Source organism: Deltaproteobacteria bacterium (assembly GCA_035063765.1).
Classification (GTDB): Bacteria; Myxococcota_A; UBA9160; order UBA9160; family PR03; genus CAADGG01.
Genome location: JAPSFT010000033.1, coordinates 23,057 through 36,345 on the forward strand (window position 1 = coordinate 23,057; position 13,289 = coordinate 36,345).

The window sequence follows — 13,289 nt, forward strand, 5'->3', positions numbered from 1 at the left end:
CGGTCAACGCGTGCGAGGCGCGTGCGCAGCGCGGCACCGCGGGCTCGCCGCGTCGCTCAGGAACCGCCCCCGCCCGCCCGATACGCAGGGAGCGCGCATGGCTGGCCCCGCGGGGCGGCCGCTCGCCCTGGCGGAGGGACGGTTGGTGGCGATCGGGATCGATCTCGGGACCAGCAACTCGTGCGTCGCGGTCGCCCGCAAGGGGCGCGTCGACGTGCTCACCAACGCCTACGGCGAGACGATCGTCCCGAGCGTGGTGCACTTCGCCGCCGACGGCGCCACCACCGTGGGCCAGCAGGCGAAGGCGCGCGCGGTCCACGATCCCGAGAGCACGGTCACCGCCGCCAAGCGCCTGATGGGCCGCTACTTCTTCTCCGAGGAGGTGAAGAAGGCCAAGGCGGTCAGCAGCTACCAGATCGTCGAGGGCCCGAACCACTCCGTGCGCATCAAGGTGCGCGACCAGGTGCTCGCCATCCCCGAGGTCTCGGCCGTCGTCCTGAAGGAGATGAAGGCGATCGCCGAGGCGCAGCTCGGCCAGGCGGTGACCCAGGCGGTGATCACGGTCCCCGCCTACTTCAACGACAACCAGCGCCAGGCCACCCGCGACGCCGGCAAGATCGCCGGCCTCGAGGTGCTGCGGCTGCTCAACGAGCCCACCGCCGCCGCCCTCGCCTACGGCTTCGGCAAGGGCCTCACCCAACGCGTCGCCGTGTACGACCTCGGCGGGGGAACCTTCGACATCTCGATCCTCGAGATCGGCGCGGACGTCTTCGAGGTGCTCTCCACCTGCGGCGACACCTTCCTGGGTGGCGAGGACTTCGACGACCGCGTGATCGACCTGCTCGCCGACGAGTTCATGGCGAAGCACAAGGTCAACCTGCGCCAGGACCGCTTCGCCCTCGAGAAGCTCAAGGCGGCCGCCGAGCAGGCCAAGAAGGACCTGTCGGCGGACGACGAGGCGACGATCCAGGTCTCCGAGGTGGCGCAGGACCCGGCCGGCGAGCCGCTCCACCTCGAGCGCGTCCTCACCAACACCGAGTTCTCTCGCCTGGTGGCAGACCTGATCCAGCGCACCTTCAAGGTCTGCGACGAGTCGCTGCAGCAGGCCAACCTGACCGTGCGCGACCTCGACGGCGTGATCCTGGTGGGAGGGCCGACGCGCCTGCCGCTGATCCGGGAGGCGGTGTCCCAGTACTTCCAGCGCGAGCCGAAGGCGGACGTCGACCCGGACCAGGTGGTCGCGATGGGGGCCGCGATTCACGCCGCCTCGCTGGTCGGCGAGGAACGCGACTCCTGCCTGCTCGACGTGACACCGCTCTCGCTGCGCATCGGAGTGGCCGGCGGCCTCGCCGAGACCGTCATCGACCGCAACACGCCCGTCCCGATCGAACAGACGGCCGTGTTCACCACGTTCCGGGACTTCCAGCAGTCCGTGAAGATCCGCGTCTACCAGGGCGAGTCGCGCGTGCAGGAGGAGAACGAGCTGCTCGGTGAGTTCGAGTTCTCGGGCTTCAAGCACGCGCGTCGCGGGGAGGTGCGGATCGAGGTGACCTTCGAGATCGACACCGACGGCATCGTGAACGTGACGGCGCGCGACCCCGACACCGGACAGGTCGCCTCGACGCAGATCCACCTCTCGTCGGGCCTGTCGGACGAGGAGATCCGGACGCTGGTCGCCAAGCACCAGTCGCAGGCCGCGCCGGCACCGCCTCCCGGCGCGGGGGCGGCCGCCGCGCTGGCGGGCCACGCCCCCGCCCTGGCGCCCGCCGGCTCGTCCGCCGGCTTCGCACCCGGGGGCGACGGCGATCTCGATCTGGGGCTCGGAGCCGATCCCGACACCGACCTCGTGGCGCTCGAGACCGAGCCCGATGCACCCGAGGCGCTGCTCGCGCACGAGGCCGAGCCGCTGGCACGGGATGCGGACCCGGCGCCTGCCGCCCAGGCCCGCGACGAGCTCGAGCTCGACGCGGATCCCGGCCCCGAGCCGGTCACCGGTTCCGGTGCGGCCCCGGGGCGCGCCGAGGACCAGGAGTTCGATCTCGATCTCGGCGGCGGGGGCGACGTCGAGCTGGCCGAGGCCGGCCCCGCGGAGCCGCTCTCGCCCGACGCCGAGCGCACGCTCGCGATCGGCGGCGAGATCGACCTCGAGGCGCTCGAGAGCGAGGCTGCGCCGGGCGGCGTGCTGGCCGGCGACGTCGAGCTCGACCCGCTCGACCTCGACGAGAGCGATCTCGACTCGCTGGCTTCCCTTCCCGACCCGGCGCCGGATGCGCGCGACCACGACGCCACCGCACTCGTCGAAGAGGACGAAGGCGCGATCACCCGCCCGCGACCGCCGGAGGGCGGCGGGATCCCGCCGCACGGCAGCCTCTTCGACGAGCCGGGTAGCGACCTCTCGCGCTACCAGGACGACGACGAATCCTGACGGCCGGAGCCATCGTGTCCCCGAACCACAGCGCCGAGGTCCGCGCCCTCGCCGGCATCCTGGAGGAGCTCGACTACTACCAGGTGCTCGAGCTGCGCTCCGACGCGCCCACGTCGGCGATCCGCAGCGCGTACCACGCCGTCTCGCGGCGCTTCCATCCCGATGCCCACCGCGACGCACCGGGCGAGCTCCAGCAGCAGGTGGCGCGGATCGCGAAGCGGATCGCGGAGGCCTACTCGGTGCTGCGCGATCCACGCCGGCGCCAGGTCTACGACCGCCAGCTCGCCGGCGACCGGGAGCGCGTGCGGATGCCGCTCGCCGAGGCCGAGGCGCAGGCGGACCGGCAGCGACGCGAGCAGCAGGAGGGGCGCACGCCGAACGGGCGGCGCTACTTCGCACTCGCCAAGGCCGACGTCGCACGCGGCGACCGGGCGGCGGCAGAGCGCAACCTGAAGACCGCCCTGACCTTCGAGCCCGACAACGAGGTGTTCCGCGATCTGCTCGCGCGCGTGCGCGGCAAGGCGGTCTCGGGCTCCACCCGTTGATGCCAGCAGCGGCGCCTGCGCGCGGCCGCCCCCAGGTGGGCGCGTGCGGACCCGCCGCTATGATGCCGCCCGTGCGCCCGACCCCTGCGCTCGCCGTGACCGCCGTCGCGATGCTCCTTCTCGCACTCCCGACGGGATGCAGCGAGGCGGAAGCGCCGCGTGCGGCCTCGACCCCGCCCGCCGGCGCCGCGCCGCCCGCTGCCGCCGCACAGCCGGCCGCCGCGGCGGCCCCGCCGGCCGTGCGCCGGCAGGAGCGCCCGCTTCCCGGGTTCGAGGGCACGACCCTCGACGGGCAGCCCTTCACCGTCTCGGAGCTGATGGGCCGGCGTGCCCTGCTCTTCTTCTTCGATCCCGGGGCCCGCGAGGCGGGACCCGCCGCTGCTGCGGTTGCGCGCGTGGCGGGGGAGCGCGCGCGGAACAACTTCGAGATCGTCGGCATCGCCGTCGGCGCCGGCGCCGACCGGGCGCGCGCCTTCGCGAAGGAGCACGGCCTCACCTTCCCGATCCTCGACGACCCGGTCTCCGCGATCCAGCGCAGCGTCGGGCTGCGCGCTCCGATGGCGCTGATCGGTGTCGATGCCGAGGGCTACGTGACCTTCGCGTCGGGCGTACCGCCGCCAGAGGCAGCCAACGCCGCGAAGGTCGTCGAGAGCGAGCTGCGCGAGGCCCTGCGCCTGCCCACCGACGAGCCCGTGCTGGCGCCCCTGCTCGGCGTGCGGCCCGCTGCGCCGACCTTCACGGCCGAGCGGCTCGAGGGCGGGCCCCGCTTCGACCTCGCCTCGCTCGCGGGCCGACCGGTCGTGCTGATGTTCTTCCTCCACACCTGCCCGCACTGCCACCACGCGCTCGAGTTCCTGAAGAGCGAGCTGCCGAAGCTCCCGGAGGCGCAGCGCCCGCAGCTCGTCGGCGTGTCGGTGGCGGGCGATCCGGCCTCCGTGCAGGAGAGCCTCCGGGCGGACGGACTCGACTTCTTCCCCGTGCTGCTCGACCTCGACGGCGCGTTGCGCGCGGCCTACGGCGTGCTCGGCGGGGTTCCGGACATCTTCGTGATCGATGGCTCGGGCGCGGTCGTGAGCCGCGTCCAGGGCTGGCGCGACGACCGCGACCCTGCGCTGGTGCGCATGTGGCTGGCGCGCATCGCCGGGCAGAAGGTACCGATGCTGCTCCACTCGACCGGCTACAGCGGCAGCGACGCCTGCGCGGTGTGCCACGAACAGGAGACCGAGACCTGGCTCCTGACCCGTCACGCGCACGCCTTCGACACGCTCGTGAAGCACGCAGCCGACGCGGATCCCGAGTGCGTCGGCTGCCACGTCGTCGGGTTCGGGCAGACCGGCGGCTACACGATCTCGCCGCGGACCCCCGACTTCGAGAACGTGGGCTGCGAGTCCTGCCACGGGCGCGGCGGACCCCACCTCTCACCCGGCTTCGTGACGGCCGGGAACTACGAGCCGGTGTGCCTCGGCTGCCACGACCAGGAGCACTCGCTCGGCTTCCAGTTCGCGAGCTTCCTGCCGAAGGTCTCGCACGCCGCCAATGCGGAGCTCGCGTCGCTGCCGCTCGCGAAGCGTCAGGAGCTGCTGGCGGCACGAATGCGCCCGCGCAACGACCTGCTGCCGAGCAACGCCGCCTACGTGGGCTCCGAGGCCTGCCGCTCCTGCCACGAGCAGGAGTTCGCCACCTGGTCGGCGGGCCCCCACGCACGGGCGATCGCCCCGCTCGAGGCCAAGGGCGAGGCGGACAACGCCACCTGCCAGGCCTGTCACGTGACGGCGCTCGGCAAGCCCGGCGGTTACCCGAAGGGCGCGTCGCACGGCGCCCATGCGGACCTCGCGCGGGTCGGCTGCGAGTCGTGCCACGGGCCGGGCGGCAACCACGTGGGCGAGGGAGCGCCGCGGATCGGGACCATCGTCTCGCTCGGCGACAAGTGCGACTCGTGCGTGATCCTCCAGATCTGCGGCGCCTGCCACGACCAGGCCAACGATCCCGGCTTCGAGTTCGCCGTGAAGCAGAAGATCGAGCGTCAGAAGCACGGCACCATCGAGGCGTCCGCGACGCGCGCCGGGAAGTCGGCGGCACGGGTGCCCGCGGGCGCGTCCCTGGTCGGTGCGCTCGAGCGCGGCTTCGCGCTGCTCGACGCCCGGAGCTGAGGACCCGCGGTGGGCGGGCTGCGGATCGGCAGCGACGGGCACGGCGTCCGCACCCTCGCGATCGACCGCCCGGCCCGCCGCAACGCGCTCGACCGCGCGACCCTCGACGAGCTGGAGGCCGCCGTCGCAGCAGCCTCCGGCGACCCGGCGGTGCGAGTGATCGTGCTGCGCGGCAGCGGAGAGCAGGCCTTCAGCGCCGGCGCCGACCTCGAAGAGCTGCTCGCCCACCGGACGATCGAAGACCGCCGCCGGCATTTCGACGGGGTGGCGCGCGTGGTCGCGGCGCTGCACCACGCGCCGCAGCCGGTGATCGCGCGCGTGCAGGGCTTCGCGCTGGCCGGTGGCTGCGGGCTCGCGGTGGCCGCCGACTTCACGGTGGCGGGCGAGAGCGCCATCTTCGGACTGCCCGAGATCGACCTCGGCCTGCTGCCGATGGTGGTCTCGGTCCCGATCCTGCGCGCCACCGGCAGCCGCAAGACGGTGCTCGACCTGGTCCTCAGCGGGCGGCGCGTCGGCGCGGAGGAAGCGCTCGCGCTCGGGCTCGTCACGCGGGTGGTGCCCGACGCGAGGCTCGACGAGGAGGTGGCAGCGCTCGCGGAACGGCTCGCCGGGCTCTCGCCGGCCGCCCTCCGGCTCGGCAAGGAGGCGATCTACACGATGGGCGAGATGGAGTACGGCGCCGCGCTTCGCTATCTGCGCGAGATGATCGTGCTCACGGCCTCGACCGAGGACGCGAAGGAGGGCATCCGCGCCTTCTTCGAGAAGCGGAAGCCGGAGTGGAGCGGGCGCTAGCCGCGGAGCTGCGGGCGACGCTCGCGGCGGCGCGCGCGTGGTTGCGCGAAGCGCTCGACGAGGGCCTCGAGCCCGATCCGCGCCGGCTCCCGGGCCCGCCGGCGGCGCCAGGCGCGCCCCCGGCCGCTTCGCCCTCTCCGACAGCACGGCCGCCTCGCGACGCCGCGCCGGCCCCTGCCCGCGAGGCGAGCCCGGCCGCCGGCAGCGGCGAGGCCGCCCTCGGCGCGGTGCGCGCCGCGCTCGGCGAGTGCACCCGCTGCCGCCTCGCCGAAGGCCGCAGCCGCATCGTGTTCGGCGACGGGGCGCCCGACGCGGACCTGCTCTTCGTCGGCGAGGGCCCGGGCGAGCAGGAGGACCGGCAGGGGCTCCCCTTCGTGGGCCGCGCCGGCGAGCTGCTCACGCAGATGATCGAGAAGGGCCTGCGCATCCCGCGCTCTGCGGTCTACATCTGCAACATCGTCAAGTGTCGGCCGCCGAACAACCGCACCCCGCTCGCCGACGAGGTGGCCACCTGCCGGCCCTTCCTCGACGGCCAGATCGACGCGGTGCGGCCCAAGGTGATCGTCGCGCTCGGCAAGCCGGCCACGAGCCTCCTGCTCGGGCGCGACGTCTCGATCACGCGCGTGCGCGGAATCTGGCAGGACTATCGCGGCACGCCCGTGATGCCGACCTTCCACCCCGCCTTCCTGCTGCGCCAGTACACGCCCGAGAACCGGCGCCTGGTCTGGGAGGACCTCAAGGCCGCGCTCGGCCGGGCGCGCGAGCTGGGCGGGCGGATTCCCGAGCTGTCCTGATCTACGGGCGCTCGGGCACGGCCGCGGTCTGCTGGCGGCGGAAGGCGGCGAGCGCCTCACGCACCCGAGGGTCCTTGCGCGCCAGGATCGCCGCCGCCAGCAGGCCCGCGTTCTTCGCGCCTGCCTTCCCGATCGCGAGCGTTCCGACCGGGACGCCCCCCGGCATCTGCACGGTCGCGAGCAGCGCGTCGAGGCCGAGCAGGGGCGAGCCCTCGAGCGGCACCCCGAGCACGGGCAGCAGCGTGAGCGCCGCCGTGACCCCGGCGAGATGCGCCGCCGCCCCGGCGCCGGCGATGATCACCTCGAAGCCGCGCTCCTCGGCGCGCAGGACGAACTCCCGGTGCCGCTCGGGCGTCCGGTGGGCCGAGCAGACGCGCGCTTCGTGCGCGATCCCGAGCGCGGCGAGCACGTCGGCAGCCGCCTTCATCGTCGGCCAGTCCGAGGCGCTGCCGATCAGGATCGCGACGCGGGGACGCGCGTGCGCCCTTCCCTTCGCGAGGCGCGCGCGAGGGCGCGGAGTCCGGGAGCGGGCGGCCATGGTTCCTCCAGATCGGGGTGGCATACTTCGCCGATCCGAGCCCCGGACGCAAGGAAGCCCGTGCCGATCGGTCCGCGCACCCAGCTCTGCGGCGTCCTGCTGCACCCGGCCGGCCACACCCGCTCGCCTGCCATGCACAACGCCGCCTTCGCGGCGCTCGGGCTCGACGCCGTCTACCTCGCCTTCGACGTCCCGCCGCCGGCGCTGGCCGAGGCGCTCGCGGGTGCGCGCGCCCTCGGTGTCCGCCAGCTCGCCGTGTCGCTCCCGCACAAGGAGGCGGTGCTGCGACATCTCGACGAGGTCGACGACACCGCCCGGCGCATCGGTGCGGTCAACACCGTGACGCTGCGCGGAGGGCGCCTGATCGGCGAGAACACGGACTGGCTCGGCGCCGTACGCGCCCTCGAGCGCGAGACGACCCTCGAGGGCCGGCAGATCGTGGTGCTCGGCGCGGGAGGAACCGCCCGCGCCGTCGCCTGGGGAGCCCGCGAGCGGGGCGCGCGGGTCACGATCCTGAACCGTACGCTCGCACGCGCCGAGGCGCTCGCCGCCGAGCTCGGTGTCGCCGGGGCCGGCCGTCTCGAGGACCTGCCGGCACTCCCGTGCGACGTGCTCGTCAACACCACCAGCGTCGGGCTGCGGAGCGAGGAGACGCCGGTGCCGGCCACGGCGATCCCGGCCGGCGCCGTCGTGCTCGACGCGGTCTACGACCCTCCCCGGACCCGGCTGCTGCGCGACGCCGAGGCGCGTGGCGCGCGACCCATCGGCGGCAAGTGGATGCTCGTCTACCAGGCGGCCGAGCAGCTGCGCCTCTGGTCCGGCCGCGACGCTCCGATCGAGCGGATGACCGAGGCCTTCGACCGCGCCGGCACCTGAGCCAGCGCGAGTGGCTCGCTCAGCCGGCGAGGCCCCACTTCTTCTTGTTCTCCTCGACCTGCTCGGGGGACGGCTTCGGCTTCTCCACCACCTCGGGCACCGCGAACTGGTCCTTGCACTCGGTGATCTTCGCGTTGCCGTCGACGTCGGCTACGAACACCTCGGGCACCTGCTCGTCTTCGAAGATGGCCTCCCAGGGGCACTCCGGCTCGCACACGCCGCAGTTGATGCACTCCTCGGGATCGATGAAGAGCTGGTTCGGGAACGTCTCGCGGTCGTCGCCCTGGTACTCGTAGATGCAGTCCACGGGGCACACCTCGACGCAGCTCATGTCGACGCAGTCCCGGCAGAGCCTCGTGATCACCCAGGCCATCTCGTCTTCGTCTCCCTTGGCTTCGCAGGGGCCCGCGGGCGCACGGGCCGCATTCGATGGTGTCCGCACCGCCGCACGGTCGCCGCCCGCCTCAGCGCAGCTTGGTTTCCTTGTAGACGACGTGCTTGCGTACGACCGGGTCGTACTTCTTGATCTCGAGCTTGTTGGGCGTGTTCTGGCGGTTCTTCACCGTGGTGTAGAAGTGTCCGGTCCCCGCACTCGACTCGAGCTTGATCTGCTCGCGCTTTCCCTTCTTCGCCATGACTCCCTCGGCTCGCTCAGCCCGCGGCCGGCGCCGGCACCGGCTCGCCGGTGCTCACGAACACGCGGATGCGGCGGCCGTCGCGCAGCTCCGTGCGTGCGCGGGTGGTCGCACCCTTCCCGTCGACCAGCATCACGTTGGAGGCGTCGATGAAGCCTTCCTCCTCGAGGATGCCCCCGGTGCGGGAGCCCCGGCGGCCCGGCTTCAGGTGGCGCTTGTGCATGCGCACCTTCTCGACGCGAATCCGGCCGCGCTCGGCATCGATCGCGATCACCTTGCCCTGCTTGCCGCGATCCGATCCCTTCACGACGCGCACCACGTCGCCCTTGCGGATGCCGAGGGCCATGGAACCTCCTGGACGGATGAAGCGCAGATTGATGAACGACGACGCGCACGAAGTCAAGGAGCCCCGCGGGGGTCAGGGCCCGGAGCCGGGCGCCTGGCGCGATATGCTCGCGCGCCATGGCCCGCGTCGTTGCACGCATCGCTCTCGCCGCCCTGCTCCTCTCCGCCCTCGCGATCGGCGCCTGCCGCCTCCTGCTCCCGGAGCGCTATGCCGTGAACGCGCCGCTCGGCCAGCTGCTCTTCGGCCGCGGCGGCAAGGCGCCGCCGCCCGACGCGGTCGCGGGACTGCTCACGGTCCCGGCCGGCTTCGCCGTCGAGCAGTGGGTGACCGGGATCGCGAACGCGCGCCTCCTGCGCTTCACGCCGGCGGGCGACCTCCTGGTCTCGACGCCCCGCTCCGGGCGCATCGTGCTCGTCGAGCGCGACCGGGACGGTGACGGGCGCGCCGACGGCATCCACCCGCTCCTCGAGGGGCTCGACCGGCCGCACGGAATCGACCTCCACGACGGCTGGCTCTACGTCGGCGAGACGGGCGCCGTCGCACGCGTGCGCTTCGATCCCCAGGCGCGGCGCACCGAGGGCGCACTCGAGCGCGTCGTCACCGGGCTGCCCGCCGGCGGCAACCACTGGACACGCAGCGTGCGCTTCGGCCCCGATGGCTGGATGTACGTGTCGGTGGGTTCGAGCTGCAACGCCTGTATCGAGGGCGACCCGCGGCGAGCGGCGATCCTGCGCTTCCGGCCCGACGGGAGCAGCGGCGAGATCTTCGCGACCGGCCTGCGCAACTCCGTCGGCCTCGACTGGCGTCCCGCGACCGGCGAGCTCTACGCGACCGACAACGGGCGCGACCTGCTCGGCGACGACTTCCCGCCCTGCGAGCTGAACCGCATCGTCCGGGGCGGCTTCTACGGCTGGCCCTTCGCCAACGGCGACCGGGTTCCGGACCCGGACCTCGGTGCCGGCCACGAGCGGGAGATCGCGGCGTCGATGCCTCCGGTGCACGGGTTCCGCGCCCACAATGCGCCGCTCGGGATCACCTTCCTGCGCGCCGGAAGCTGGCCCGAGCGCTACCGGGGAGCGGCGGTCGTCGCCCTCCATGGCTCGTGGAATCGCACGCGCAAGGACGGCTACCAGGTCGTCTCGCTGCACTGGGGCCCGGACGGGCGGATCGAGGAGCGTCCCTTCCTGAGCGGCTTCCTGCGCGACGACGAGGCGCTCGGCCGGCCGGTCGACGTCGCGGAGGGGCCGGACGGGGCGCTCTACGTCTCGGACGACTACGGCGGCGCGATCTACCGGGTGCGCCCGCGCGCAAAGGGCGAAGCGAGCGTACCCCCGAAGACGGCGCGGCCGGCCGCCCCGGCCACCCCCGTAGACCCGCTCGCCGGCCTCTCCGAAGGCGAGCGCTCGGCGAGCCGGCAGCGGGGCGCGGCCCTGTACGAAACCCACCACTGTGCCCGCTGCCACGAACCGGAGCAGGCCGACCCCGGCGTCGTCGCGGTGCCGCTGTCCGTGGAGCGGCTCGCGTCGCGCTTCGATGTCGCCTCGCTCGCGCGCTTCCTGCTGGCGCCGACACCGCCGATGCCGGCCCTGGCGATCAGTGAAGGCGAGCGCGGCGACCTGGCCGTCTTCCTGCTCTCGGAGCGCGGCGACTAGGAGATCGGCGCGTGGAGCAGGATCCCGCCGGGTCCCCACTCGACGCGCACACGTCCGCACGCCTCGAGCTCGTCGAGCCCGCCGATCACCATCATCATGCGCGTACGCATCTGGGTGAGCGGATCGAGCTTCGGAAAGAGGGCCTGCCACACGGCCCAGGCGCTCGCAGCTCCGCTGCTCTCGGCAGCACGCGCAAGCGCGCGCTCGATGCGCTGGATCCGCACCGAGTAGAAGAGGATCGCCTCCTCGATCGCACGCGCGGGACGATCGATGATGCCGCCGTGGGCGGGCAGGATCCTCCGGAAGCTGCGTCCGCGCAGCCCGCGCAGGCTACCGAGATAGGCGGGTAGACCCCGGAAGCAGGGCCTGCGCCCGAGCGGATCGCCGGGCGCGGCCGTGGAGGCGAGGAAGTAGCTCTCGGTGAAGGGGACCGCCTGACCCATCAGGTGATCGCCCGTCAGCAGGGTGCCCGAGCGGGGCTCGTGCAGGAGGACGTGCCCCGCCGTGTGGCCCGGCGCATGGATCACCTCGAGCTCGAAGTCCTTGAAGGGCACCCGATCGCCGCCTCGCAGCCGACGCTCGACGCGGGTCGCCGCGCACAGCGGCGGCTCGCGCTCGATCCAGGCCCGGATGTGCGCTGCCTGGCGGGCCAGCAGATCCTCGGGGACACCGTACTCGCGGAACAGCTCGTTGCCGACCTCGATCCGCTCGTCGCGCTCCATCGAGTACAGCTCGACGTCCTCGGCGTCGTCCTCGTGGACCCACAGCGCGAGGTCGGCACCCGCGTCGCGCAGGGCCTGGACCTGCCCCATGTGATCCGTGTGGTGGTGCGTGAGGACGACGCGTTCGACCTCCTCGAGCCCGAGCCCGAGCTGGTCGAAGGCGGCCTCGAGCGCGCGCCGCGACTCCGGCCGCGCGACCCCGGTGTCGATCAGGGTGAGCGGATCGCCCTCGACGAGGTAGACCTGCACGGGGCCGATCTCCCAGGGCGTCGGCAGGACGATCTGGTGCAGGCGTGGCAGCTCGGGCACGGGTGAGCGCTGCAGCAGCGGAGCGGCGGTGGCCATCGGGATCCGCAGTCTAGCGACCCGGGGAAGGCGGGCGGAAGCCGTGATAGCGTCCCGCCCATGCCCTACGAGCACCTGTCGCTGCGCGACGAAGGGGACTTTGCCGTCCTGACGATGCGCCGGCCGGAGCGACGCAACGCCCTCTCCGAGGCCCACCTGCGCGAGCTCCAGGACGCCCTGGGGCACGTCGCACGGAGCCGGGCGCGAGGCCTGGTGCTTGCGGCCGAGGGGCCCGTCTTCTCGGCCGGGCACGACTTCGCCGACATGCAGGGACGCGACCTCGAGTCGATGCGCTCCCTGCTCTTCGTGTGTTCCGGCGTGATGCAGGCCCTCCAGGCCCTGCCGCAGCCCGCGATCGCGCAGGTCGAGGGGCTCGCGACGGCGGCCGGCTGCCAGCTCGTGGCCGCGTGCGACCTCGCCGTGGCCGGCGAGTCGGCGCGCTTCCAGGCACCGGGCGGACGCGGTGGGTGGTTCTGCACGACGCCCGGAGTCGCCCTCGCGCGTGCCGTCGGCCGCAAGCGCGCCCTCGAGATGCTGCTCACCGGTGACCCGATCGACGCCCGGACGGCCTGCGAATGGGGCCTCGTGAACCGCGTCGTCCCCGATGCCGACGTGGCGCAGGAGACACGTGCGCTGCTGACCCGCGCAACACGCGGAAGCGTGCGGTCCAAGGCGCTGGGCAAGCAGGCGTTCCACCGCCAGGTCGACCTGGATCTCGCGGGCGCCTACGCCTACGCGACCGAGGTGATGGCCGCTGCGTCCCAGACCCCCGACGCCCAGGAGAACCTGCGCGCGTTCCTCGAGAAGCGCCCACCGCGCTTCCGTTGAAACGGTGAAACGACGACGGCGCCGGACCCGAAGATCCGGCGCCGCCCCAAAGAGGGTCCCACTCTCGCGCTACTCTCCCACCGAGGATGCCCGGCAGTACCATCGCCGAAGCGGGGCTTAACTTCCGTGTTCGGAATGGGAACGGGTGTGGCCCCCGCTCTTTGGAGAGTGGGAAAACCGAGGGCTAGACGCCCTTGGACAATCGAACAGGTTCGAAGGCTCTCGCATGCATCGCAAGTCGAGTGCGCGGCCATGGGTCGATGGTCAAGCCGCACGGGCGATTAGTACCGGTCAGCTCCACGCATTGCTGCGCTTCCACCTCCGGCCTATCGACGTCCTCGTCTCGGACGGCCCTTCAGGGGACTAGGTCCCGGGGAGATCTCATCTTGGGGTGGGCTTCCCACTTAGATGCTTTCAGCGGTTATCCCATCGGTACTTGGCTACCCGGCGGTGCTCCTGGCGGAACAACCGGTACACCAGAGGTACCTCCGTCCCGGTCCTCTCGTACTAGGGACAGCTCCCCTCAAATCTCCTGCGCCCACAGCGGATAGGGACCGAACTGTCTCACGACGTTCTAAACCCAGCTCGCGTGCCACTTTAATCGGCGAACAGCCGAACCCTTGGGACCTGCTCCAGCCCCA

General features: G+C 72.8%; 11 protein-coding genes, 2 rRNA genes and 2 pseudogenes. 8 read left to right on the top strand and 7 right to left on the bottom strand.

What is annotated here, in order from left to right:
* The first annotated feature begins 97 nt into the window (after positions 1 to 97).
* From dnaK to OZ948_18250, 5 genes and pseudogenes are all read left to right on the top strand, one after another.
* Positions 98 to 1,690 (top strand): annotated as a pseudogene (gene dnaK, locus OZ948_18230) (molecular chaperone DnaK).
* Positions 1,691 to 2,439: 749 nt separating this feature from the next.
* Positions 2,440 to 2,970 (top strand): J domain-containing protein, encoded by a 531-nt coding sequence (locus tag OZ948_18235; GenBank protein ID MEB2346669.1) that lies wholly within the window; start codon positions 2,440 to 2,442, stop codon positions 2,968 to 2,970.
* A 71-nt stretch (positions 2,971 to 3,041) separates the two neighbouring features.
* The gene (locus OZ948_18240; protein MEB2346670.1) at positions 3,042 to 5,120 is read left to right on the top strand and encodes a redoxin domain-containing protein; all 2,079 of its coding nucleotides are present in this window, start codon (positions 3,042 to 3,044) and stop codon (positions 5,118 to 5,120) included.
* 9 nt (positions 5,121 to 5,129) lie between these two features.
* Entirely contained in the window at positions 5,130 to 5,912 is a 783-nt protein-coding gene (locus OZ948_18245) for an enoyl-CoA hydratase-related protein (protein MEB2346671.1), read from the top strand.
* The gene (locus tag OZ948_18250; GenBank protein MEB2346672.1) at positions 5,897 to 6,706 is read left to right on the top strand and encodes a uracil-DNA glycosylase; all 810 of its coding nucleotides are present in this window, start codon (positions 5,897 to 5,899) and stop codon (positions 6,704 to 6,706) included. Before OZ948_18245 ends, OZ948_18250 begins: the two co-directional genes overlap by 16 nt.
* Before the next feature lies 1 nt (position 6,707).
* On the opposite strand, the gene purE is transcribed toward OZ948_18250, so the two are convergent.
* Positions 6,708 to 7,244 (bottom strand): 5-(carboxyamino)imidazole ribonucleotide mutase, encoded by a 537-nt coding sequence (gene purE / locus OZ948_18255; GenBank protein ID MEB2346673.1) that lies wholly within the window; start codon positions 7,242 to 7,244, stop codon positions 6,708 to 6,710.
* Positions 7,245 to 7,304: 60 nt separating this feature from the next.
* Between purE and OZ948_18260 the strand changes: the two genes are divergently transcribed.
* Positions 7,305 to 8,120 carry a shikimate dehydrogenase gene (locus OZ948_18260; protein MEB2346674.1) on the top strand — a complete coding sequence of 272 codons (816 nt, stop codon included), beginning with the start codon at positions 7,305 to 7,307 and terminating at the stop codon, positions 8,118 to 8,120.
* 160 nt (positions 8,121 to 8,280) lie between these two features.
* Here the strand turns inward: OZ948_18260 and OZ948_18265 are convergent.
* The 3 genes and pseudogenes from OZ948_18265 to rplX all read right to left on the bottom strand — a co-directional run bounded on the left by OZ948_18265 (position 8,281) and on the right by rplX (position 9,101).
* Positions 8,281 to 8,493, bottom strand: a pseudogene (locus OZ948_18265) (4Fe-4S binding protein).
* Positions 8,494 to 8,584: 91 nt separating this feature from the next.
* The gene (rpmG, locus tag OZ948_18270) at positions 8,585 to 8,755 is read right to left on the bottom strand and encodes a 50S ribosomal protein L33 (protein ID MEB2346675.1); all 171 of its coding nucleotides are present in this window, start codon (positions 8,753 to 8,755) and stop codon (positions 8,585 to 8,587) included.
* Positions 8,756 to 8,771: 16 nt separating this feature from the next.
* On the bottom strand, positions 8,772 to 9,101 hold the full coding sequence (rplX, locus tag OZ948_18275; GenBank protein MEB2346676.1) for a 50S ribosomal protein L24: 330 nt from the start codon (positions 9,099 to 9,101) through the stop codon (positions 8,772 to 8,774).
* Between the two features lie 116 nt (positions 9,102 to 9,217).
* Here rplX and OZ948_18280 point away from each other — a divergent pair, with 116 nt between their 5' ends.
* Complete coding sequence (locus OZ948_18280; GenBank protein MEB2346677.1) at positions 9,218 to 10,753, top strand: PQQ-dependent sugar dehydrogenase; 1,536 nt, start codon at positions 9,218 to 9,220, stop codon at positions 10,751 to 10,753.
* Here the strand turns inward: OZ948_18280 and OZ948_18285 are convergent.
* Positions 10,750 to 11,820, bottom strand: a complete 1,071-nt coding sequence (locus OZ948_18285) for an MBL fold metallo-hydrolase (protein ID MEB2346678.1) — start codon at positions 11,818 to 11,820, stop codon at positions 10,750 to 10,752. The two genes, OZ948_18280 and OZ948_18285, sit on opposite strands and share 4 nt — an antisense overlap.
* 60 nt (positions 11,821 to 11,880) lie before the next feature.
* Here OZ948_18285 and OZ948_18290 point away from each other — a divergent pair, with 60 nt between their 5' ends.
* Positions 11,881 to 12,648, top strand: a complete 768-nt coding sequence (locus OZ948_18290) for an enoyl-CoA hydratase-related protein (protein MEB2346679.1) — start codon at positions 11,881 to 11,883, stop codon at positions 12,646 to 12,648.
* 56 nt (positions 12,649 to 12,704) lie between these two features.
* Here OZ948_18290 and rrf read toward each other — a convergent pair.
* A 5S ribosomal RNA gene (gene rrf, locus OZ948_18295) occupies positions 12,705 to 12,821 on the bottom strand.
* A gap of 87 nt (positions 12,822 to 12,908) precedes the next feature.
* Positions 12,909 to 13,289 (bottom strand): 23S ribosomal RNA (locus OZ948_18300); the annotation flags it as partial.